This is a genomic window from Amycolatopsis sp. NBC_00345 (assembly GCF_036116635.1).
Lineage (GTDB): Bacteria > Actinomycetota > Actinomycetes > Mycobacteriales > Pseudonocardiaceae > Amycolatopsis.
Map to the genome: position 1 here is coordinate 10,269,870 of NZ_CP107995.1, position 23,207 is coordinate 10,293,076.

Sequence of the window (23,207 nt, forward strand, 5' to 3'; positions counted from 1 at the left end):
GGGGCAGCCTAGTGGGCGGTCCTCACCGGGAGCGAGGTTCGCGGCGCAGCCGGATCAGCCGGCTCGCGTAGCCGCTGCCGGTGAAGCCCAGGCCCAGGCCGTGGTTCAGCAGTACCGCGCCGTCGTGGACCTCGCCGGTATCCACATCGCGGAACCGCGCGTCCGGGTCGAGCCCGGTGAGCACCGGCGTGACGACCGGGCGCCCGTAATCGTGCGGCCGGCGCAGGAACAGCACCACGACGTCGTCACCCAGCACGTACTGCACGCCGATGAGCGGCGACGCCGCCGGATCCGCCAGCCGGTACGCGTCACCGTGCTGCACGACGGGCCGGATCTCCTTGTACAGAGCCACGAACTCGGTCGCCGTCTGCAGTTCGCCGGCGCTCCACCGGGTCAGGTCACCGCCGAGGCCGAGCACCCCGGCCATCGCGACGTGGAACCGGAACTCCAGCGGCGCCTCCCGTCCGGTGAGCGGGTTCGGGCTGTCGGTCACCCAGGCCGCCATCGTGCCCGCGGGCAGCAGCTGGCTGTAGCCGTGCTGGATGGTGACGCGGTCGGCGGCGTCGGTGTTGTCCGACGCCCAGACCTCGTCGGTGCGCGCGAGGATGCCCAGGTCCGCCCGCCCGCCGCCGCCCGAACAGGCCTGGATCCGCAACGCCGGATGCTCGGCGCGCAGCCGGTCGAGCACGTTGTAGACGGCGCGGACGTGGTCCACCCACAGCCGTCCCGGATCGTCGTCGCCGGGCCGTCCGGCCTCGGTGAACGCGCGGTTCATGTCCCACTTCAGGTAGTCGACGCCGTGCTCGCCGACCAGCCGGTGCAGCCACTGGTAGGCCCACTCGGCCACCTCCGGCCGGCCGAAGTCGAGCACCAGCTGGTTGCGCAGCGTCGTGCGTTCGCGGTGCGCCATGTTCAGCACCCAGTCCGGGTGCTCGCGGTAGAGGTCGCTGTCCGGGTTGACCATCTCGGGCTCGACCCACAGGCCGAACCCCAGGCCCAAGCGGTGCACCTCGGCCGCGAGCGGGCCGAGCCCGTCCGGGAAGCGCTGCCGGTTCACCGTCCAGTCGCCGAGTCCCGCGCTGTCGCCGGTGCGCGCGCCGAACCAGCCGTCGTCCATCACGAACAGCTCCGCGCCGACCTCCGCGGCGACCGCGGCGAGCTTCAGCTGGCCCGCTTCGTCGACGTCCCAGCCCGTCGCCTCCCAGGAGTTGTAGACGATCGGGCGCAGCTCGCCGGCCTGCGGCTGGACGTGCGCGCGGACGTAGGAGTGCCAGCGGCGGCTGGTCCCGCCGAAGCCGTCGGCGGCGTAGAGCCCGGCGAACACCGGCGTTTCCCAGGTCTCGCCCGGGTTCAGCCGCCACTGCACGCCTTCGTGGCCGAAGCCGCCGGTCCACGTGACGCGCCCGGTGTGCGAGCGCTCGACGGTGATCCGCCAGCTGCCGCTCCACGCGAGCGCGGTGCTCCAGACCTCGCCGCTCGCTTCCGTGGCGGTGCCGTCGTCGAGCATCAGCCACGGGCTCGCCTGGTGACTGGAAACCCCGCGTCGGCTGGTCAGCGTGGTCTCCCCGACGGGTAGGTTTTCCCGCAGCAGCCCCGATTCCGCGCTCCACGAGCCGGTCGTGTGCGAGAGCCGGGCCCCGGCGCGGTGCGGCATCGTCCACGCCGCCGAGTCCGTGCGCAGCAAGGTGATCGGATCGTCGTTTCCGGTGTGGCGCAAGCGAAGCCGGCGTTCGATGACGTCCTCGTGCCCGCGGTACCGCAGCTCGGCTTCCAGCGGGTAGTGCCGGTCGCGCAGCCGGACGGCCAGCTCGCCGTCCTCGACGTCGTGACCCGCGTACGTCCACTCCAGCGCCTGCGTGCCGTCGGCGAAGCGCACGCTCAGGCCCGCGACGCCGAAGAACGCGCCGCCGTCCGCGGGCAGCTCCAGCCGCTCGTCGCCGGGCTCGTCGAAACTCGAGTCCGTCGGGCTGGGCCGCGGCGGGATCCCGGCGGCCTGCTCCAGCGTCAGCGGCGGGCCCCAGTGCACGTGCCTCGGCCGGTCGGCCTCGTCGAGGCGGAACGCGTACGCGCTGTTCGGGGTGCGGAGCAGCCACAGCCGGTGACCGGCATCGAATTCCACGGACGACATGCCGGTGAGCGTAGGGATGATCAGCTGAAAAATAAATTCTTGACGAAGTTAATTTATCCCCCGTACGGTTCCGCGCATGCCACGCAGTGCACCGGCAAGGGCGCCGATCACGAGTCCCGCCGCGGCCACCGTCTTCACCACGGTGCTGACGCAGGGCCCGGTCAGCCGGGTCGACGTCGCCCGCCGCACGGGTCTCTCCTCGGCCGCGGTCACCAAGGCCGCGCGGCCGTTCATCGAGGCCGGCTACCTGGAGGAGCTGGCCTCGGCCGGCCGCACGGCGCCAGGCGCGGGCCGTCCCGCCAGCCCGCTGGCCATCCGCCCGGACCGCGAGTACTTCATCGGCGTCAAGATCACCGGCGACGACCTGATCGGCGTGGTCACCGACCTGCGGGCGCAGATCCGCGTCGCCCGGCACCACGCGCTGACCGGCCACGACGTGCCGCACGTCGTCCGCGCGCTCACCGACCTGGTCGACGAGCTGCTCGCCAGCCGCGCGCCGGACGGCGCCACGAACTTCCGCGACCGGGCCTACTGCCTCGGCGTCGCCGTCTCCGGCGACGTCGACCGCGACTCGGGCCTGGTCCGCTACTCACCCTTCCTGGGCTGGCACGACGTGCCGCTGGCCGAGCTGCTCGAGGACGCCACCGGCCTCGCCACCACGCTGGAGAACGACGTCAAGGCGCTCACCGTGGCCGAGCAGTGGTTCGGCGAAGGCGTCGGCGCCTCGTCGTTCGCGCTCGTCACCGTCGGCACCGGGATCGGCAGCGCGCTGGTCCTCGACGGCCGGCTCGTCGGCGGCGCGCACGGGGTGGCCGGCGAGATCGGGCACGTGCCGGTCTCCGCCATGGGACCGGACAGCCCGCCGTGCCATTGCGGCGGCACGGGCTGTGTGGAAGCGATCGCCTCCACCGAGGCGATCGTCGCGAGCGCGCGCCGGGCCGCCGGCGACCCGGCGCTGACCATGGACGAGGCCGTCGCGCGGGCGCGGGCCGGGGACGAGCCGTTGCGCCGCGTCTTCGCCACTGCGGGCCACGCCATCGGCCTCGGCCTCGGCGCGCTGGCCAACCTTTTCGGCCCCGAGCGGATCGTCGTCTCGGGGGAGGGCGTGGCCGCTTACGACCTGTTCGAGGACCAGATCCGCCGCACGTTCGCGGAGCAGGCCTTCGGCAGTGCCGCGCGGTGCGGCCTGGTCATCCGGCCACTGCCGTTCGAGGAATGGGCACGGGGCGCCGCCGCTGTCGCCGTTCAGAGTCTTTTCGTGTCCGACCGCTTGTGAGGAGAAGTGACATGGCCCCATCCCCATCACTGTCCCGCCGGAACTTTCTCGTCGGCTCGGTGCTGTTCGCCGGGGGAGCCGCTCTGGCGGCCTGCACCTCCGACCCGCTGAACAAGAACGCCGGTGCCGCGGGCGGGGCCAAGGTCACCCTCAACCAGTGGTACCACGCGTACGGCGAATCGGGCACGCAGCAGGCGGTGCAGCGCTACGCGCAGGAGTTCACCAAGGCCAACCCGGACATCGCGATCAAGGTCAGCTGGATCGCCGGTGACTACGAGACCAAGCTCAACTCCGCCATGCTCACCGCGGACGCGCCCGACCTGTTCGAGATCGGCGACTTCCGCTACCAGAACGTGAAGAACGGGCTCCTCGCGCCGCTCGACGACATCGTCGACCCGGTGAAGGGCGACTTCTCGAAGGCCGCGCTGGACACCGCGACCGTCGAGGGAAAGATCTACGGCGTCAAGACGATCGACGACGTGATGATGCTGTACTACCGCAAGAGCGTGCTTCAGGCCGCGGGGGTGCAGCCGCCCCGGACGTTCGCCGAGCTGCTCGACGTGACGAGGAAGCTGACCCAGGGCAACCAGAAGGGGCTCTACGTCGGCACGGACGGCGTCGGCGAGGCCGCCACGCTGCTGCTGTGGTCCTCCGGCGCCGACTTCTTCGACAGCACCGGCAAAAAGGTCACCTTCGCCAGCCCCGCGGGCGTCGCCGCGATCGCCGGGCTCAAGCAGCTGCACGACACCGGCGGCCTGCTGCAGGGCTATCCGACGGACTGGTCCGACCCGGGTGCCTTCTCCGACAAGGCGACCGCGATGCAGTGGGGCGGCCTGTGGTCGTTGCCGGACATCAAGAAGGCGGTCGGGGACGACTTCGGCGTGGTCCCGTGGCCGAAGTTCGGCGACGCCGGCCGCCAGGTCGCGCGCGTCGGCGGCTGGTACCAGCTGGTCAACGCGAAGAGCAAGAACGTCGACGCCGCCAAGAAGTTCGTGAACTGGCTGTGGATCCAGCAGGCCGACCTGCAGAAGGACTGGTCCGTCAAGTACGGCTTCCACATCCCTGCGCGCAAGGAGGTCGCGGCCCAGACCACGGAGTTCTCCAGCGGCCCGGCCAAGGACGCCGTCACGATCTCCCAGCAGAACGGCCTGTCCTACGCGGGCCTGTGGAACAAGGCGTCCGCGACGCTGTTCCTGCAGGCCGCCACGAAGATCGCCAACGGCCAGGCCGACCCCGCCGCCGAACTCGGCGACGCGCAGCAGAAGGCTCAGGCCGAAGTCGACAAGCAGCTGGCCTGACATGGCCGTCTCGTCTCCGCCGGCGACGGTGCCGCCCCGGCCCCGCGCGTCGGCGGCACCGGTGAAACGGCGTCGCCGCAAGGTGGACTGGCGCGCGGTCGGCGCGTTCACGGTGCTCACGGCGCCGGTGGTGATCGGGCTCGGCGTGTTCAAGTACGTGGCGATCGCGTGGAGCTTCCTGCTGTCGTTCAACGACGCGCGCGGCACGATCTCGATCGGCCACTGGATCGGCTTCGACAACTACGCGTTCCTGCTCGGCGACTCCGCCTTCCGCGACTCGCTGGTGGTCATCGCGCTGTTCACGGTGTTCATCGTGCCGGTCACGTTCGTCGCGTCGCTCGGGCTGGCGATGCTCGTCAACGGCATCCGCCGCGGCCGGGCGTTCTTCCGCACGGTGTTCCTGATCCCGGGCGCGGTGTCGTACGTGGTCGCCGCGCTGGTGTGGAAGATGGCGCTGTTCAACGGCCTCCCGTCGGGCGTCGCGAACGTGATCGGCGGGCTGTTCGGCGCGGACCCGGTGCCGTGGCTGTCGGAGACGAGCCCGCCGGTGTACTGGATCGCGGTGGTGACGCTGCGGCTGTGGCTGCAGGTCGGGCTGTACATGATCCTGTTCCTCGCGGGGCTGCAGGCGATTTCGCCGTCGCTGTACGAGGCGGGTGAGCTGGACGGCACCACGAAGTGGCAGGCCTTCCGCTACATCACGCTGCCGCAGCTGCGGAACACGTCCGTGGCCGTGCTGCTGCTCATCCTGATCGGCGCGTTCCAGGCGTTCGACGAGTTCTACAACCTGTTCGGCACCGGGCTTTCGGGCACGGCGACGGCACCGGTGAAGCCGCCGCTGGTGTACCTCTACGACTCGGCACTGGGCGACCAGAACTACGGCGTCGGCTCCGCGGGCGCGTTCCTGCTGACCGTGATCATCGTGGTGATCACGTTGCTGCAAGGGAAGTTCGTGGGCTTCGGGAAGAAGGACTGACATGGCCGTGCTCACCCCCGAAGCGCCCCCGGCTCCCGCCCGGCCCGTTCGTCCCGGCCGGCGGGGCTGGGGCCGGGCGCCGAAGTACGCGCTGGCCGGCCTGCTGGTGCTGGTCTTCCTGATGCCGTTCTACATCATGGTGCGCAACGCGCTGATGACCCGCCCGCAGGTGTCGTCGCCGGACTGGTCGTGGCTGCCGGACCCGCTGTCCTGGGTCAACTTCCACGACCTGTTCGCGGACCCGTCCGTGCCGATGGGCCACGCGCTGCTGAACTCGCTGGTGATCGCCGTGATCACCGCCCCGGTCGGCACGATGTTCGGCTCGATGGCGGGCTACGCGCTGGCGCGGATCGACGTGCCCGGCCGCCGCGCGGTGTTCACGTACGTGCTGGTGACGCTGATGATCCCGCAGTCGGTGACGTTCGTGCCGACGTTCGTCGTGGTCGGCGCCATGGGCGGGGTGAACACGACCTGGGGCATCATCGCGCCGAACCTGTTCAGCGCGTTCACGGTGATCCTGTTCCGCAACTTCTACCTGCGCTTCCCGGCGGAGATCGAGGAGGCGGGCCGGCTGGACGGCCTGGGTTACCTCGGCGTCTACCGCAGGCTGGTGCTGCCCAACTCGGGCAGCATGCTCGCTTCGCTGGGCGCGCTGATGTTCATCGAGAGCTGGAACTCGTTCCTGTGGCCGCTGGTGATCGGGCAGGACCCGTCGTCGTGGACGGCCCAGATCGCGCTGTCCACCTTCCTCACCGCCCAGACGATCAACCTGCCCGCCCTGTTCGCCGGCGCGCTGGTGACGATCGCGCCGTTGGTCGCGATGTTCCTGGTGGCGCAACGGTTCATCGTCCGCGGGATCGCGGCCAGCGGCCTGAAGGAGTAGCCCCCGGCCGGTGACGGCCACCGCTTCTGTTCCACTGTTCCGAGGCTTCTGTTTCACGCGGCTCCCTCCTGCTCTCCACTCGATCGGACACTCGCCTGTCCCGGTCTTGTCGTGCTATGTTCTCATCAAGAACGGATGTGCGCAATGCGAACAACATTGCGAACGTTCGGCCACGGCAAGGATGAGGGGACTCGATGGCAAGGGTGCTGTCGCTCGGCGAGGCGGTCGCCGAGCTGGTGCACGACGGGGACACCGTCGCGCTCGAGGGCTTCACGCACCTCATCCCGGTCGCGGCCGGGCACGAGATCATCCGGCAGGGCCGCCGGGGGCTGACCCTCGTGCGGATGACCCCGGACATCGTCTACGACCAGCTGATCGGCGCCGGCTGCGCGAGCAAGCTGATCTTCTCCTGGGGCGGCAACCCCGGAGTCGGCTCGCTGCACCGGTTCCGCGATGCCGTGCAGCACTCCTGGCCGGTGCCGCTGGAGATCGAGGAGCACAGCCACGCGGGCATGGCCAACCGTTACGTCGCGGGCGCGTCCGGGCTGCCGTTCGCCGTGCTGCGCGGGTACACCGGCACCGACCTGGCCGCGCAGACGGACACGATCAAGCCGATCACCTGCCCGTTCACCGGTGAGCAGCTGACCGCTGTGCCCGCGCTGAACCCGGACGTCACGATCGTCCACGCGCAGCGCGCCGACCGAGCCGGAAACGTCCAGCTGTGGGGGATCGCGGGCGTCCAGAAGGAGGCGGTGCTGGCGGCGAAGCGCTCGCTGGTCACCGTCGAGGAGGTCGTCGACGAGCTGGCGCCCCGGCCGGGCGCGGTGGTGCTGCCCACCTGGGCCGTCACCGCCGTCGCCGAGGTGCCCGGCGGCGCGAAGCCCTCGTACGCCGCGGGCTACTACGAGCGGGACAACGCCGCTTACCAGGCCTGGGACGAGATCGGCCGTGACCGCGAGGAGTTCACGAAGTGGCTGAGCGACCTGAGGGGGGTCAAGGCGTGAGTGACTACACCGCCGACGAGATGATGAGCGTCGCCGCCGCGCGGGCGCTCGGCGAGGGCATGTCGTGCTTCGTGGGCATCGGCCTGCCCAGCACCGCGGCCAACCTCGCGCGCCGCACGCACGCGCCGAACCTCACGCTGATCTACGAGTCCGGCTGCCTCGGCGCCAAGCCCTCGCGGCTGCCGCTGTCGATCGGTGACGGCGAGCTGGCCGACACGGCCGACGCGGTGGTAAGCGTGCCCGAGGTGTTCAACTACTGGCTGCAGCCGGGCCGGATCGACGTCGGCTTCCTCAGCGCCGCGCAGCTGGACAAGTTCGGCAACATCAACACCACGGTGATCGGCTCCGACTACCACGACCCGAAGGTCCGCCTGCCCGGCGCGGGCGGCGCGCCGGAGATCGCGGCGTCCTGCCGGGAGGTGTTCGTGGTGCTGCGGCAGAACCCCCGCGCGTTCGTGGAGAAGGTCGACTTCGTGACGTCCTTCGGGCACGGCAGCGGCAAAGGCGACCGCGAGCGGCTCGGCCTGCGCGGCGCGGGCCCCACCCTGGTCGTCACCGACCTGGGCCTGTTGCGGCCCGATCCGGAGACCGCCGAGCTGACCCTCACCGAGCTGCACCCGGGGGTGCGGCTCGAGCAGGCCGTCTCCTCGACCGGGTGGACACTGAAGGTGGCCGCGGACCTCAAGACCACCCCCGCGCCCACCGAGCACGAACTGACCCTGCTCCGCGAACTGAAGAAGGCCGGCGAATGAGCGACGCATACGTACTCGACGCGATCCGCACCCCCTTCGGGCGCTACGGCGGCGCCCTGTCCGGAGTGCGTCCCGACGACCTCGCCGCGGGCGTGCTGCGCGCGCTGGGCGAGCGCAACGGGCTCGACCCGTCCACTGTGGACGAAGTGGTGCTCGGCGACGCCAACGGCGCCGGCGAGGACAACCGCAACGTGGCCCGCATGGCCGCCCTGCTCGCGGGCTGGCCGACGTCGGTCCCCGGCGCCACGGTGAACCGGCTGTGCGGCTCCGGGGTCGAGGCGACCATGCAGGCGAGCCGGGCGATCCAGGTCGGTGACGCGTCGCTGGTCGTCGCGGGCGGGGTCGAGTCGATGAGCCGCTCGCCGCTGGTGATGCCCAAGCCGGACAAGGCTTTCCCGGCCGGCAACCAGACGTTGTACAACACCGCGCTCGGCTGGCGGATGGTCAACCCGGCGATGCCGTCGCAGTGGACCGTCTCCCTCGGCGAGTCCACCGAGCTGCTCGCCGAGCGCTACGGCATCAGCCGCGAGGAGCAGGACGCCTTCGCCGCGCGCAGCCACGCGAACGCGGTGCGCGCGTGGGACGAGGGCTTCTACGACGACCACGTGGTGCCTGTGGCCGGGGTCGAGCTGACCCGGGACGAGGGCATCCGGCCCGATTCCACCGTGGCGAAGCTCGCGAAGCTGAAGACGGTGTTCCGTAAGGAAAACGGCACCGTCACGGCGGGCAACGCGTCGCCGCTCAACGACGGCGCGTCGGCGTTGCTGCTCGGTGACGAGGCCACGGCTGAGCGGCTCGGCCGGGCGCCACTGGCACGGATCGCCGGGCGTGGGGCCGCGGGCGTCGACCCGGACGTGTTCGGCATCGGCCCGGTGCGGGCCGCCGAGATCGCTTTGGCCCGAGCCGGCATCGACTGGGGCGACCTCGCCGCGGTGGAGCTGAACGAGGCGTTCGCCGCGCAGTCGCTGGCCTGCCTCAAGGAGTGGTCAAAGCTCGACCCGGAGATCGTGAACGTCAACGGCGGCGCCATCGCGATCGGTCACCCGCTCGGCGCGTCGGGCGGCCGGATCATCGGCACGCTCGCGCACCAGCTCCGCCGCACCGGCGGCCGGTGGGGCCTGGCCGCGATCTGCATCGGCGTGGGCCAGGGCCTCGCCGTAGTCCTCGAGCGCCAGTAGACCGACCAGGGAGGAAACGTGGCCACACCGACCGGGCTCCGCCTGCCGCGCTACCGGCAGGACCCCGAGGACACGCACGCGCCGATGGACTTCGCGGGCTACCGCTCCACCAAGCTGCGCCACCCGAAGCAGCCGCTGGTGCTGCTGCCGCAGATGCTCACCGAGGTGACCGGCCCGCTGCTCGGCCCCGGCCGTCTCGGCGAGCACGACAACGACCTCACCCGCCAGCACTCCGGCGAGCCGCAGGGACAGCGGATCATCGTCACCGGCCGGCTGCTCGACGGCGGCGGCCGGCCGATCCGCGACTCGCTCGTCGAGATCTGGCAGGCCAACGCGGGCGGGCGCTACCGGCACACCGGCGACCGCTGGCCGTCACCGCTCGACCCGAACTTCGACGGGCTCGGCCGCGCGCTGACCGACGGCGACGGGCGGTACGAGTTCACCACCATCAAACCGGGCGCGTACCCGTGGAAGAACCACGACAACGCGTGGCGGCCCGCGCACATCCACTTCTCGGTGTTCGGCGCCGCGTTCACGCAGCGGCTGGTCACCCAGATGTACTTCCCGGACGACCCGCTGTTCGGCCAGGACCCGATCTTCAACTCCATCCCGGACGAGAAGGCCCGGCAGCGCATGATCTCGCGCTTCGACCTCGAGCGCACCGAGGAGCAGTGGGCGCTGGCCTTCCAGTTCGACATCGTGGTCCGCGGGCGCGAGCAGTCGGTGTTCGAGGACGAGGAGGACGAGGACTAATGGGCCGGTTGGGGACCACACCGTCGCAGACCGTCGGGCCGTACCTGACGATCGGGCTGCCGTGGGAGGACGGGCCGTTGGTCGTGCCGGAGGGCACGGCAGGCGCGGTGTGGATCCGCGGCACCGTGTTCGACGGTGAGGGCGCACCGGTGCCGGACGCGCTGATCGAGACCTGGCAGGCCGATCCGGAAGGCCGGTTCGACCATCCGGACGACCCGCGCGGTCGCGGCGGGTCCGGGTTCCGCGGCTTCGGCCGCTGCCCGACCGACGAGCACGGCGAGTACCGGATCTTCACGCTGCTGCCGGGAATCCTGCCGTCCGGGCACGGTGGTGACCAGGCGCGGCACATCGACGTCTCGGTGTTCGCGCGCGGCATGCTGAACCGTGTGGTCACGCGTATCTACTTCGAGGACCAGGACAACTCGGGCGACGCGGTGCTGGCGAGCGTGCCGGCGGAGCGGCGTGCCACGCTGGTCGCGGCCAAGACCGAAGCCGGCTACCGGTTCGACGTGCGGCTGCAGGGCGAAGGCGAGACAGTCTTTTTCGCGGTTTGAGTGTCCACAATGGAGGTTATGACGTGTCTGCGGTCCGGGTGCACCGGGTGCTCGAAGGCCCCGTCGACGGTCCGGTGGTGGTGTTCGGCAACTCCGTCGGCAGCGACTACCGGGTGTGGGCGCCGCAGGTGGCTCCCCTTGTGGCGCGGGGATTCCGGGTGGTCCGGTACGACACACGCGGCCACGGTGCGTCGCCGGTACCGCCGGGGCCGTACGAACTGGACGACCTGGGCGCGGACCTGCTGGCGTTGCTGGACGACGTCGGCGCGGAGCGCGCGCACGTGGTCGGCCTCTCGCTCGGCGGGATGACCGGCATGTGGGCGGGTATCCACGCGCCGGAGCGGGTCGCGAGCCTGACGTTGTGCTGCACGTCGGCGAAGCTGGGGCCGCCCGAGATGTGGGTGGACCGGGCGGCGAAGGTCCGTGCGGAGGGCACCGGCTCCATCGCCGAGGCGGCCGTCGGGCGGTGGCTCACGCCCGCGTACGCGCAGGCGCACCCGGACGAAGCCGAGTTCCTGCGCGGCATGATCGCGGCCACCCCGAGCGAGGGTTACGCGGCCTGCTGCGGCGTCATCGAGCGGATGGACCTGCTCGCCGGGCTGCCGAAGATCAGCGCGCCGACGCTGGTCGTCTCCGGGGCCGAAGACCCCGCGACCCCGCCGGAGCCGCACGGCCGGCTCATCGCCGAGGGGGTGCCGGGCGCGCGGTTCGAGGTGGTCGCGTCGGCGGCGCACCTGGGCAGTTACGAGCAGCCTGCGGAGTTCACCCGGCTGATCCTGGAGCACATCACGGAGGCCAAGTGACCGGCGAGCGTTACGAGGCGGGCATGAAGGTGCGCCGCGAAGTGCTGGGCGACGAGCACGTCGACTGGGCCGTCGCGCGCACCACGGAGTTCAGCCGCCCGTTCCAGGAGTACATCACCGAGGCCGCGTGGGGCTCGGCGTGGACGCGCGAAGGCCTGGACCGGCGCACGCGCAGCTGCATCACGCTGGCGGCGCTCACCGCGCTGCACTGCCACGACGAGCTGGCGATGCACGTCCGCGCGGCCGTCCGCAACGGACTGACCGCGGACGAGATCGGCGAGGTGCTGCTGCACACCGGCGTTTACGCGGGTGTGCCGGCGGCGAACACGGCCATCGCGATCGCCCAGCGCACCCTGGCCGAACTGGGTGAGCCGACGGCCCAGCCACCGGCCGGCGGATAGGGTTCCCGCCATGGACGAGGGCGAACCGGCCGAGCGCGGCGCACACCACGTGCAGTCGCTGGAGCGCGGGCTGGCGGTGATCAGGGCCTTCAGCGCGGAGGCGCCGCACCCCACGCTCAGCGAGGTCGCGCGGGTCACGGGCCTGACCCGGGCAGCCGCGCGGCGGTTCCTGCTCACCCTCGTCGACCTCGGCTACGTCCGCACGGACGGCAAGTACTTCACGCTCACCGCGCGGGTGCTGGAGCTGGGTTACGCGTACCTGTCGAGCATGTCGTTGTCGGAAGTGGCGCAGCCGCACCTGGAGCGGCTTTCGGCGGAGGTGCGGGAGTCCAGTTCGGTGTCGGTGCTGGAAGTCCCGGACATCGTGTACATCGCGCGCGTCGCGGTGTCGCGGATCATGACCGTGAGCATCAACGTGGGCACGCGTTTCCCGGCGTACGCCACATCGATGGGGCACGTGCTGCTCGCGGACATGAGCCGGGCGGAGCTGGAGGCCTACTTCATCGTCGCGGACCTAGACCGTCTGACCGACCACACCCTGACCGACCGCGGCCTGCTGAAGGCCGAGCTGGCGCGCGTCTCCGAGCAGGGCTGGGCGATGGTGGACCAGGAACTGGAGGAGGGCCTCCGCTCAGTAGCCGCCCCCATCCACGGCGGCGACGGCCGGGTCGTAGCCGCGGTGAACCTGTCCACCCACGCCAGCCGCACCACAGCGGAGGCCGTCCGCACCGAACTGGTCCCCCCACTACTGGCAACGGCGGCAGCCATTTCGAACGACCTCGCCGCCGCGAGCCCGACCAAGGCCGCCCGTGGCTGACGGTGCCGCCGCCGCGCCTGCGCCCGGGCCTGGGCCGCGGGTCGCTGGGGTCGCCGCGCCGGGGCCGCGAGTCGCTGGAGTCGCTGCGGCTGAGCCGCAAGTCGCCGGGTCCGCCACAGCAGGGCCGCTAGTCCCTGGTGTCACCGGGCCTGGGCCGCGAGTCGCTGGAGTCGCTGCGTCTGAACCGCGAGTCACCGGGCTCGGCGCGCCTGGGCCGCGAGTCCCTCGTGCCACCGTGTCCGGGTCGCGGGTCATCGGGGCCGCCGGGGCCTGGGCCGCAAGTCGCTGGGGCCACTGTGGCTGAACCGCAAATCGCCGGGCTCGGCGTGCCGGGGCCGCGAGTCGCCGGTCTGCTGCTGGCGGCGGGGGCCGGACGGCGGTTCGGTGGGCCGAAGGCGCTGGCCGAGCTGGACGGTGAGCCGTTGGTCCGCCGGGCGCTGCGCACGCTTATCGAGGCGGGGTGTGGGCCGGTTCGGGTGGTCGTCGGTGCGGCGGCCGGGGAAGTCCGGGCGTTGCTGCCTGATCCCGAGCTCGCCGTCTACGCCGAGGGCTGGGAGAGCGGCATGGGCGCCTCGCTGCGGGCTGGCCTCACCGCGCTCGCCGACGTCGACGGGCCCGAAGCCGCCCTGGTGCACCTGGTCGACCTCCCGTGGGTGGGCGCCGACGTGATCGCGCGGGTGGCCGCCGGCGCGACCGAGGACGTTGTCGCGCGCGCCGCCTACGACGGGGTCCCCGGCCACCCGGTCCTGCTGGGCCGCCGGTGGTGGGCCGAGATCGCCGGTTCCGCCAGCGGGGACCGCGGCGCCCGCGACTGGCTGGCCACCCGCGCCGACCTGCGCCTCGTCGAGTGCGCCGACCTGGGCAGCGGCCGGGATGTCGACCATCGCGCCGACCTGGGCGACGGCTAGGAGATCGACCATCGCTCCGACTTGAGCGGCGGCCCGCCCGTCGACCCCCGCCGAGGCCCGCAGAGAGCCGACCACCGTCGAGGCCACGGAAAGCTGACTGCCGTCGAGGCCCGCGGAGAGCTGACCGCCGTCGAGACCCACCCGGCCACCTACCCATCTACCCACCCAGCCACCCCCGGCCACCCGACCGACCACCCACCCACCCACCCGGCCGACCGGCCGACCGACCGACCACCCACCCACCCACCCGACCGACCGACCGACCGATGATCAGCGCATCCAAGCCCCAGCGCCCTACCATCGGCACTGTGACGGAGTCCCCGGAAGACCTCGCGGTGGCGCTCGACGCCGTCGGCTACCTCGCCGACGAGGGGCTGGCGACGGCTGGGTTCCTGGCGATGCGGCTGCACCGGCCGTTGTTCTGCGAGGGCGAGCCGGGCACCGGCAAGACGTCGCTGGCGTTGGCGCTGGCGAGCGCGCTCGACCTGCCGCTGGTGCGCCTGCAGTGCCATGAAGGCATCGACGCCGCGCAGGCGTTGTATGAGTGGGACTTTCCGCGCCAGCTGCTGCACCTGCGCGCGCTGGAAGCCGCCGAAGGGGGCCGGCTCGATGCCGAGACGGCCGAGCGCTCGCTCTACACCGAGCGGTTCCTGCTGGCCCGGCCCCTGCTGCGGGCCCTGACCGCCGCCCCGTGCGTCCTGCTGATCGACGAGATCGACCGCGCCGACGACGAGTTCGAGGCCTTCCTCCTCCAGCTCCTCGACGAGTACACCGTCACGATCCCGGAGTACGGCGAGATCCGCGCCGAGGTGCCGCCCCTGGTCGTCCTGACGTCCAACCGCACTCGCGAGGTGCACGACGCCCTCAAGCGCCGCTGCCTCTACCACTGGCTGGAGCACCCGGACCTGCCCCGCGAGGTGCGGATCCTGCGCCGTCGGATCCCCGGCGTCAGCGAGGCCATGGCCCAGCAGGTCGCCGAGGCGGTGCACCGGCTCCGGGCGATGGAGTTGTTGAAACCACCGGGAACGGCGGAATCGCTCGACTGGGCGAGGGCCCTGCTCGCCTTGGGGCGCGACGAGCTGGACGCGGCGACGGCGGCGCGCACGCTCGGCGCCGTCCTGAAGTACAGCGAAGACCTCGACCGCGTCCGCGCGAAGCTGGACGCTTTGTTCGCCTGACCGAGCCACGCGCATCCTCGCAAAACCGTTGCGCGCCAAGGACTTTCCGGCGCCACCGGGAGTCCGGAGTTAATTGCGTTGACCCACCGAGCACGGCCGGTCATGCTTGGTCCTGTCACAGTGAGAAATCCGCTCGAGAGGAGGAAGACCGTGTCCACGAACCCCGATCGCCGGGAGCGCGCGGTCTTCCCGGCTGACCGCTGATCTGACCGCGTTTCCCCTTACGATCACCAGGTTCTTTTTCCCGCAGGCTCGACGCGCCCACCCCCCGCTACCTTGGGTCGGTCGCTGCGTTGAGCCGCGGTCCGCGCCGTCGTCCCGGGGGAGGGGGCGGCGGCGCGGACCGTTTCAGCCCGGATCCGGCGCACAATGGGCAGATGGACACCGAAACCGCCGACCCGCTCGTGGGTTTCACCGGGTTCGCGGCGGCCCTGCGCGAAGCCGGGGTGGCCTGCGACGCACGGCGGGTGCAGGCGTACCTCGCGGCCGTCGCCGAGGTGGACATCGCCGCGCCGACCCAGCTGTACTGGGCCGGGCGGCTGACACTGTGCTCCGATCCCGACGACCTGCCGCGTTACGAGGAGGCCTTCGCCCGCTGGTTCGAGGTGGAGCCGACGCCGCGGGGCCGGGCCGCGAACCAGGCGGAGAGACGCGCGCGTATCGCGCCCCTCATCGCGTCGAGCGGCGGCGAAACCGAGGGTGGCGAGAGCGCCGACAGCCTGCGCGTCGCCGCCAGCGACCACGAGGTTCTGCGCCACCGCGACCTCGCCGAGCTGACCACGGCCGAGCGCGAGCACCTGCGCGAACTGCTCGCCACTCTGCATCCCGTGCTGCCGCAACGGAAATCGGCCCGGCGCACGCCGGCGCACCACGGGCGGCTCGATCCGTCACGCACGTTGCGCGCGATGCTCGCCGCCGGCGGTGAGCCTGTCCGGCTGGTCCGCGGCCGCCGGGGAACACGGGCGCGCCGGGTGGTGTTACTCATCGACGTGTCCGGTTCGATGAGCCCCTACGCCGACGCGTTGCTGCGCTTCGCGCACGTGCTCACGCGCGCGAACCCGGCCGGCGTCGAGGTGTTCACGCTCGGCACGCGGATGACGCGCGTGTCCCGGCAGCTGCGTCAGCGCGACCCGGAACGAGCCATGCTCGCGGCGGGCACGGCGGTGCCGGACTTCGCCGGCGGCACCCGCCTCGGCGAGACGCTGCGCGTGTTCCTCGACCGCTGGGGCCAGCGCGGATTCGCCCGCCGCGCCGTGGTCACGGTGTTCTCCGACGGGTGGGAGCGCGGCGACCCGAGCCTGCTCGGGGACCAGCTCGCGAGGCTGCGCCGGCTCGCGCACGCCGTATTCTGGGTGAATCCGCACGCGGGGCGGGAGGGGTACGCTCCGGTCCAGTCCGGCATCGTGGCCGCCTTGCCCCACATCGACCGGTTACTGGCCGGGCACAGCCTGGCGACCTTGGAACGACTGCTCGGGGAGATAGCCGATGCGTGACGTACTGGACGACGTGTACCGCCGCTGGTCGGCGGGGGAGACGGTCGGGCTCGGCACGGTGGTGGCCACGTTCTCGTCCGCGCCGCGTGAGCCCGGTGCGGCGATGGTGGTGGCCGCCGACGGGACGGTGGCGGGCAGCGTGTCCGGCGGCTGCGTCGAGGGTGCGGTGTACGAGCTGGCCCAGGAGGTCGTCGCCGAGCGGAAGCCGGTGCTGCAGCGTTACGGCGTGAGCGACAACGACGCGTTCGCGGTGGGCCTGACCTGCGGCGGGATCATCGACATCTACGTGGAGCACGTGGACCGCGACTCGATGCCGGAGCTGCCCGAGGTCGTGGCGTCGGTGCGATCCGGGGAGCCGGTCGCCGTCGTCACGGTCATCGAGCACGAGCGCCACGGCCTGGTGGGCGAGCGCATGATCGTGTGGCCGGACCGCGTGGCCGGCACGCTCGGCTCGTCGCGCATGGACGACGCCGTGGCCGACGACGCGCGCGGCCTGCTCGCCACCGGCCGCACCGCGACCCTGCACTACGGCCCGGACGGCCAGCGCCGCGGCGAGGGCATGGCCGTGTTCGTCAACTCGTTCGAGCCGCCGCCCCGCCTGCTCGTCTTCGGCGCGATCGACTTCGCCGCGGCGATGGCGCGCATGGGCGCCTACCTGGGCTACCAGGTCACGGTGTGCGACGCGCGGCCGGTGTTCGCCACGAGCAGCCGTTTCCCGGACGCGCACGAGGTTGTCGTCGACTGGCCGCACCGCTACCTCAAGACGGAGGCCGAGGCCGGGCGCATCGACGCCCGCACGGCCATCACGGTCCTCACGCACGACCCCAAGTTCGACGTGCCGCTGCTGGAGGTCGCGCTGGGCCTGGACGTCGGTTACGTCGGCGCCATGGGCTCCCGCAAGACCCACGACGACCGCTTCGCGCGCCTTCGCGAAGCGGGCATCAGCGAGGTGTCGCTGGAGCGCCTGTCCTCGCCGATCGGCCTCGACCTCGGCGCCCGGACCCCGGAGGAGACTGCGGTTTCCATCGCGGCGGAGATCATCGCGCTGCGCTGGAGCGGCACCGGACGCCGTCTGGCCGCCTTGTCGGGACGCATCCACAACTGAGCCGCCACCACTGATCCTCACCTGCAACTGATCACGCCGTCAAGGCCTCCTTACCCGCGTCCAACGCGGTGAAGGAGTCCTTAACGGCGTGCCCATCTCGGGAAGGTCTGTCCACCCGGGAGGGAACCGGGTTTTTTTGCCGCTGGGCGGAAAAATCATCCGGACGCTAAGTCCGCACCTACGGCGGCCCGTCCGGATTTCCCGTGCAGATGCGGAACTGTCCCGCGAACGGGCGACCTCGGGGCTTGTTCGCGGGCGAAGGGAGTAGCAAGGTCGGCTGTGAGGCCGATCACGTCGCGCCTTGGCCGTTCCCGAACCGGCCCGCCGCCCGGCCGGGCCAGGCGGGCATCCGCTCTTGGAGGCCTTTGATGCGCATCACCGTCACCGTCGACGGCACCGAGTACACCGATGACGTGGAGCCGCGCACCCTGCTCGTGCACCACCTGCGGGAGCGGGTCGGGAAAGTGGGCACCGTCGTCGGCTGCGACACCAGCAACTGCGGCGCCTGCACCGTCCACCTCGACGGGCACAGCGTGAAGTCCTGCTCCGTGCTCGCCGTCCAGGCCGACGGGCGCGAGGTCACCACCGTCGAAGGGCTGTCCCGCGACGGCCGGCTCCACCCCGTGCAGCAGGCGTTCCACGACAACCACGCGCTGCAGTGCGGGTTCTGCACCCCCGGCATGATCATGCAGTCCATCGACCTGCTGGCCGACAATCCCGATCCGGACGAGAAAGCCGTGCGCGAAGGACTCGAGGGCAACCTCTGCCGCTGCACCGGCTACCAGAACATCGTGCGCGCCGTGCAAGACGCCGCGCGGCAGATGGCCCCGGGCGCCGGGCCCGAGGCCGAGCGGATCGACCAGGTCGGCGTGGGTGGTGAAGGATGACCGCCACGATCGAGCCCGAGATCGGAAAGTCCCGTCTCCGCAAGGAAGACGAGCGGCTGATCACCGGCCGCACCCGCTGGACGGACAACATCGTGCTGCCCGGGATGCTCCACCTCGCCGTGCTCCGGAGTCCGCTGGCGCACGCGAAGATCGTCTCCATCGACACGGCCGCGGCCAAGGGCGAGCCGGGTGTCATCGCCGTTTACACCGGCCGCGACCTCGACCCCGAGAGCGCCATCGGCATGCCTTGCGCGTGGCCGATCACGCCGGACATGAAGGCCCCGCGCCGTCCCGTGCTCGCCGCCGACCAGGTGAACTTCGCCGGTGAGGGCGTCGCCGTGGTTGTCGCGCGCACCTCGGCGGAGGCGCACGACGCGCTCGAGAAGATCGATGTCGAGTACGACGAACTGCCCGTGATCCTCGATATGGAGGCCGCGCTCGCCGAGGGTTCGCCGCTCGTGCACGAGGAGCTGGGCACCAACAAGAACGCGCTCTGGGTCTTCGACTCCGCCGAGGCCGGCACCGGCACGGGCGTGGAGGAAGCGCTGGCCTCGTCCGAGATCGTGCTCAAGCGCCGGTTCCGCCAGCAGCGGCTGGTGCCGGCGTTCATGGAGCCACGCGCGTGTGTGGTCGACCCGACCACCGCGCAGATCACCATGTGGGCCGCCACGCAGGTGCCGCACATCCTGCGGGTGATGTCGGCCCTGACGCTGGGCATCCCGGAGCACAAGCTGCGCGTGATCGCCCCCGACGTCGGCGGCGGCTTCGGCGGCAAGATCGGTGTGCTGCCCGAGGAGATGATGACGCTGATCATCGCCCGGAAGCTCGGGAAACCGGTGAAGTGGAACGAATCCCGGTCCGAGACGATGGTCGCCGCGCACCACGGCCGGGACCAGATCCAGGACATCACCATCGCCGCGAACGCCGACGGCACCGTCACCGGGCTGAAGGTCGAGCTGCTCGCCGGCCTCGGCGCGTACAACGGCCTGGTCGGGCCGGGGGTGCCGATCCTCGGCGCGTTCATGTTCAACGCCATCTACAAGATCCCGGCGTACCACTTCGCCTGCACCAACGTGTTCACCACGACCACGCTCACCGACGCCTACCGCGGCGCCGGGCGGCCGGAGGCGACGTTCGCGATCGAGCGGATCATGGACGAACTCGCCGACGAGCTGGGCCTGGACCCGCTGGAGCTGCGCGAGAAGAACTGGATCAAGCACGAGGAATTCCCTTACACCACGGTGGCGGGCCTGACCTACGACTCGGGCAACTACGAGGCCGCCACGGCCAAAGCCAAGGAACTGTTCGATTACGACGGACTGCGCCGCGAGCAGGCTTCGCGGCGCGAAACGAACGACCCGGTCCAGCTGGGCATCGGCATCTCGACGTTCACCGAAATGTGCGGCCTGGCGCCGTCGAGGGTGCTCGGCGCGCTGGACTACGCGGCGGGAGGCTGGGAGTACGCGTCGATGCGGGTGCTGCCCACCGGCAAGATCGAGGTGACCACCGGCGCTTCGGCGCACGGCCAGGGGCACGAGACGGCGTGGAGCCAGATCGTCGCCGACCAGCTGGGCGTGCCGTTCGAGGACGTCGAGGTGCTGCACGGCGACACGCAGTCCTCGCACAAGGGCATGGACACCTACGGCTCGCGTTCGCTGGTGGTCGGCGGCATCGCCGTGGTCAAGGCCGCGGAGAAGGTGGTCGCCAAGGCCAAGCCGATCGCCGCGCACATGCTGGAATGCTCGGAGGACGACCTCGAGTTCGCCGGCGGCAAGTTCACCGTGAAGGGCACGGGCTCGTCGACGACCATCCAGGACGTCGCGTTCTCCGTGTTCTCCGCGCACGACCTGCCCGACGGGGTCGAGCCCTCGCTGGACTCCGACGCCACGTTCGACCCGGAGAACTTCTCCTACCCGCACGGCACGCACCTGTGCGCGGCCGAGGTGGACACCGAGACCGGCCGGGTCAAGCTGCGCTCGTACGTCTGCGTGGACGACGTCGGCGTGGTGGTGAACCCGCTGATCGTGGAGGGGCAGGTGCACGGCGGGCTCGCGCAGGGCATCGCGCAGGCGTTGTTCGAGGAGGCCGTGCACGACGAGAGCGGCACGCTCACCACCGGCACCTTCGCCGACTACCTGCTGCCCTCGGCCGCCGACCTGCCGTCGTTCACCACCGCCCGCACCGAAACGCCGTCGACCACGAACCCGTTGGGCGCCAAGGGAGTCGGCGAGGCCGGCACGATCGCCTCGACGCCGGCGGTGGTGAACGCCGTGATCGACGCGGTGCGCCACCTCGGCGTCGACGAGATCGAGATGCCCCTGACCCCGATGCGCGTGTGGCACGCGATCCAGCACGGGACGACCGACGCCGGCGGCACCGGCAATCAGGCCGGCGGCGGCCTCGGTTCGATCGACGCCTCCGGAGGTGCCCAGTGATCCCCGCCCCGTTCGAGTACGTGGCTCCGTCCACAGTGGATGAAGCGGTGCGGGCGCTCGCGGACGCGGGCGAGGACGCCAAGGTGCTGGCCGGCGGGCAGAGCCTGCTGCCGGTGCTGCGGATGCGGCTGGCCTCGCCGACCACGCTCGTCGACCTCGGGAAGGTGGCGGAGCTGCGCGGCGTCCGCGAGGACGGCGACGCGCTCGCGATCGGCGCGATGACCACGCACTACGACGTGCAGCGAGACGCGCTGGTCGCCGAGCACGCCGCGCTGATCAAGGCGGCCACCGACACCGTCGCCGATCCGCAGGTACGCCACCGCGGCACCTTCGGCGGCGCCATCGCGCACGCCGACCCGGCGGGGGACCTGCTCGCACCGGTGCTCGCGCTGGACTGCGAGCTGGTGCTCGCGGGCCCGGGCGGGCGGCGGACCGTCGGCGCGGCGGAGTTCTTCCAGGACTACTTCACCACCGCGCTCGCGCCGGACGAGCTGCTCGTGGCGGTCCGCGTGCCGAAGCACACCGGCTGGCGGGCGCACTACGAGAAGTTCAACCGGGTGGCGCAGGCGTGGTCGATGGTCGCGGTCGCGGCCACCGTCCGCACCGAGGGCGGGGTGATCGAGGAGGCCAGGGTCGCGCTGACGAACATGGGCTCGACCCCGGTGCGCGCGAGTGGCGTCGAGCGGGCCCTGCTCGGCGCCGCCGCCACCGCCGACACCATCCGAGCCGCGGCGGCCCACGCCGCGGACGGCACCAACCCGGCCGCGGACGGCAACTCCGACGTCGAGTACCGGCAGCACCTCGCCCGGGTGCTGACGGGACGGGCGCTGACTGCCGCGGTGGGTGGTTGAGCGGTGGGTGGTTGAGGGGCGGGTGGTGAGCGTGGTGCTGGGGTGGTGGCTGAAGGGCCGGGCTCTGGCTGCCGCTGGTGGCGGCTGAGGGCCGGGTGCCGGCCGTGGTGGTTGATGCGCCGGTGTTGGCCGTGGCCGTGGGCGGGTGATTGATGGGTCGGGTTGTTGACCGTCGCTGGTGACGGCTGACGTATCCGCCCTGGTGAGGGCGTTTGGCGCGGTCTCGTTCCCCTTCTGGTGGTGGTGCCGGTGCGTAAGGTGGCTTCATTGGCCAGTTGATCCAGAGAGGAGGTCGGCCCGTGCGGCTCGACCACGAATTCACCGTCCCGGCCTCGATCGGGGAGGTCTGGCAGGCGGTCATCGACCCGGAGCGCGTCGCGCCGTGTCTGCCGGGGGCGGCCCTCACCAAGGTCGAGGGTGACTCGTTCACGGGCACGGTGAAGGTCAAGCTGGGGCCGATCTCCTTGCTGTACAAGGGAAGTGGCGAGTTCCTGGAGAAGGACGAGGCGGCTCGCAAGGTGGTCATCAAGGCCTCCGGCAAGGACGCCCGCGGCGGCGGCACCGCGGCCGCGTCGGTGACCCTCACCCTGACCGAGACCGACGGCGGCACCCACGGCGCCGTCGCCAGCGACCTGGCCATCACGGGCCGCCCGGCCCAGTTCGGCCGCGGCCTGATCTCCGAGGTGAGCGGCAAAATCCTGGACACCTTCGCTGCCAACCTGGCGAGTTCGCTGGGTACTGCGGATACCCCGGCGGCTGCCGCTGCCGCAGCGGACGGGAAAACCCCGGCGGATGCGAAAGCCCCGGTCGACCCGGCGGAGGCGGCCAAAGCCTCGGCGAGCCCGGCGGCTGCGGCTGAAGCGGCCGTCGCCGCGGCGGCCGGTGACGCGGCCGAGCGCGCGGCCGCGGAAATCGCCGAGAAGGCCGCCAGGGAGCACCCGGACCAGCCCACTCCCGCGGCGACTACGCCCGCGAAGCCGTCGACCTCGGCGCCGGTCACCCCGGCCGGGCCCAAGCCCCACCTCCGCAGCGTCCCGGCCGGTGGCGCGACCGGCGAGGCGGAGGCCATCGACCTCATGGACTACGCGGGCCGGTCGGTCGCCAAGCGCCTCATCCCCGTCGCCGTGGTCGCCGCGGTCCTGATCGGCGCCATCGCACTCATCCGGGCCCTGCGCCGCCGCTGACCTGTTCACGGCGGACCGGCACCGGTCCACGTACGGCTGACCTGCACTGTCCGGGCACGGCAGTCTGCCCGCGCGCCCGCGGGGGGCCACTGCGCAGGATCCGCCACTACCTCCGCCGACAGCCCAGCAAGCGGCACCCCCAAGCCCAGTTGCCCACAGGGTGACAAGCCTGTGGACAACCCGCTCCCCGTCCCCACCCGCCTGCGCCACGAAATGCCCCGAACGTCACCCGAACAGGCCGGATTTGCCCCTCGGCTCTACCGCGAGCAGGGTCAGCCGGGCAGATTGACCCCGAAATCGCCCGGGTCGGCGGCGCGGCGCGGGGGCGACGGATACTCTGGGC

General features: G+C 71.6%; 21 protein-coding genes. 20 read left to right on the top strand and 1 reads right to left on the bottom strand.

The window, feature by feature from the left end; genetic code table 11:
• Nucleotides 1-22: 22 nt before the first annotated feature.
• Nucleotides 23-2,128: an alpha-galactosidase gene (locus tag OG943_RS46960; RefSeq protein WP_328607334.1), complete on the bottom strand. Its 2,106-nt coding sequence runs from the start codon at nt 2,126-2,128 to the stop codon at nt 23-25.
• 76 nt (nt 2,129-2,204) lie between these two features.
• On the opposite strand from OG943_RS46960, the gene OG943_RS46965 reads away from it, so the two are divergent.
• The 20 genes from OG943_RS46965 to OG943_RS47060 all read left to right on the top strand — a co-directional run bounded on the left by OG943_RS46965 (nt 2,205) and on the right by OG943_RS47060 (nt 22,864).
• Entirely contained in the window at nt 2,205-3,404 is a 1,200-nt protein-coding gene (locus OG943_RS46965; protein WP_328607335.1) for an ROK family protein, read from the top strand.
• 11 nt (nt 3,405-3,415) lie between these two features.
• Nucleotides 3,416-4,702 (top strand): ABC transporter substrate-binding protein, encoded by a 1,287-nt coding sequence (locus OG943_RS46970; protein WP_328607336.1) that lies wholly within the window; start codon nt 3,416-3,418, stop codon nt 4,700-4,702.
• 1 nt (nt 4,703) lies between these two features.
• Nucleotides 4,704-5,678, top strand: coding sequence for a carbohydrate ABC transporter permease (locus tag OG943_RS46975; RefSeq protein WP_328607337.1), 975 nt, complete (start codon nt 4,704-4,706; stop codon nt 5,676-5,678).
• 1 nt (nt 5,679) lies between these two features.
• On the top strand, nt 5,680-6,561 hold the full coding sequence (locus tag OG943_RS46980) for a carbohydrate ABC transporter permease (RefSeq protein ID WP_328607338.1): 882 nt from the start codon (nt 5,680-5,682) through the stop codon (nt 6,559-6,561).
• Between the two features lie 194 nt (nt 6,562-6,755).
• A complete protein-coding gene (locus OG943_RS46985) occupies nt 6,756-7,565 on the top strand; it encodes a CoA transferase subunit A (protein ID WP_328607339.1) in 810 nt (269 codons plus the stop codon).
• Nucleotides 7,562-8,317, top strand: a complete 756-nt coding sequence (locus tag OG943_RS46990) for a CoA-transferase subunit beta (protein ID WP_328607340.1) — start codon at nt 7,562-7,564, stop codon at nt 8,315-8,317. The genes OG943_RS46985 and OG943_RS46990 overlap by 4 nt, the downstream gene beginning before the upstream one ends.
• Complete coding sequence (locus tag OG943_RS46995) at nt 8,314-9,495, top strand: thiolase family protein (protein WP_328607341.1); 1,182 nt, start codon at nt 8,314-8,316, stop codon at nt 9,493-9,495. The genes OG943_RS46990 and OG943_RS46995 overlap by 4 nt, the downstream gene beginning before the upstream one ends.
• A gap of 18 nt (nt 9,496-9,513) precedes the next feature.
• Complete coding sequence (gene pcaH / locus OG943_RS47000; RefSeq protein ID WP_328607342.1) at nt 9,514-10,248, top strand: protocatechuate 3,4-dioxygenase subunit beta; 735 nt, start codon at nt 9,514-9,516, stop codon at nt 10,246-10,248.
• Nucleotides 10,248-10,802: a protocatechuate 3,4-dioxygenase subunit alpha gene (gene pcaG / locus OG943_RS47005; protein ID WP_328607343.1), complete on the top strand. Its 555-nt coding sequence runs from the start codon at nt 10,248-10,250 to the stop codon at nt 10,800-10,802. The genes pcaH and pcaG overlap by 1 nt, the downstream gene beginning before the upstream one ends.
• Nucleotides 10,803-10,825: 23 nt before the next feature.
• Nucleotides 10,826-11,605, top strand: a complete 780-nt coding sequence (pcaD, locus tag OG943_RS47010; protein WP_328607344.1) for a 3-oxoadipate enol-lactonase — start codon at nt 10,826-10,828, stop codon at nt 11,603-11,605.
• Nucleotides 11,602-12,006 carry a 4-carboxymuconolactone decarboxylase gene (gene pcaC / locus OG943_RS47015; protein ID WP_328607345.1) on the top strand — a complete coding sequence of 135 codons (405 nt, stop codon included), beginning with the start codon at nt 11,602-11,604 and terminating at the stop codon, nt 12,004-12,006. The genes pcaD and pcaC overlap by 4 nt, the downstream gene beginning before the upstream one ends.
• A 10-nt stretch (nt 12,007-12,016) precedes the next feature.
• Complete coding sequence (locus tag OG943_RS47020) at nt 12,017-12,823, top strand: IclR family transcriptional regulator domain-containing protein (RefSeq protein WP_328607346.1); 807 nt, start codon at nt 12,017-12,019, stop codon at nt 12,821-12,823.
• A 296-nt stretch (nt 12,824-13,119) separates the two neighbouring features.
• Nucleotides 13,120-13,731 carry a nucleotidyltransferase family protein gene (locus OG943_RS47025; RefSeq protein WP_328607347.1) on the top strand — a complete coding sequence of 204 codons (612 nt, stop codon included), beginning with the start codon at nt 13,120-13,122 and terminating at the stop codon, nt 13,729-13,731.
• A 266-nt stretch (nt 13,732-13,997) separates the two neighbouring features.
• Nucleotides 13,998-14,909 carry an AAA family ATPase gene (locus tag OG943_RS47030; RefSeq protein ID WP_328607348.1) on the top strand — a complete coding sequence of 304 codons (912 nt, stop codon included), beginning with the start codon at nt 13,998-14,000 and terminating at the stop codon, nt 14,907-14,909.
• Nucleotides 14,910-15,286: 377 nt separating this feature from the next.
• Nucleotides 15,287-16,402, top strand: coding sequence for a vWA domain-containing protein (locus OG943_RS47035; RefSeq protein WP_328607349.1), 1,116 nt, complete (start codon nt 15,287-15,289; stop codon nt 16,400-16,402).
• Nucleotides 16,395-17,507, top strand: a complete 1,113-nt coding sequence (locus OG943_RS47040; protein WP_328607350.1) for an XdhC/CoxI family protein — start codon at nt 16,395-16,397, stop codon at nt 17,505-17,507. The genes OG943_RS47035 and OG943_RS47040 overlap by 8 nt, the downstream gene beginning before the upstream one ends.
• A gap of 368 nt (nt 17,508-17,875) precedes the next feature.
• On the top strand, nt 17,876-18,394 hold the full coding sequence (locus tag OG943_RS47045; RefSeq protein WP_328607351.1) for a (2Fe-2S)-binding protein: 519 nt from the start codon (nt 17,876-17,878) through the stop codon (nt 18,392-18,394).
• Nucleotides 18,391-20,829 (top strand): xanthine dehydrogenase family protein molybdopterin-binding subunit, encoded by a 2,439-nt coding sequence (locus tag OG943_RS47050; RefSeq protein ID WP_328607352.1) that lies wholly within the window; start codon nt 18,391-18,393, stop codon nt 20,827-20,829. Before OG943_RS47045 ends, OG943_RS47050 begins: the two co-directional genes overlap by 4 nt.
• A complete protein-coding gene (locus tag OG943_RS47055) occupies nt 20,826-21,680 on the top strand; it encodes an FAD binding domain-containing protein (protein ID WP_328607353.1) in 855 nt (284 codons plus the stop codon). Before OG943_RS47050 ends, OG943_RS47055 begins: the two co-directional genes overlap by 4 nt.
• A gap of 299 nt (nt 21,681-21,979) precedes the next feature.
• Nucleotides 21,980-22,864: an SRPBCC family protein gene (locus OG943_RS47060; protein WP_328607354.1), complete on the top strand. Its 885-nt coding sequence runs from the start codon at nt 21,980-21,982 to the stop codon at nt 22,862-22,864.
• Nucleotides 22,865-23,207 lie beyond the last annotated feature (343 nt).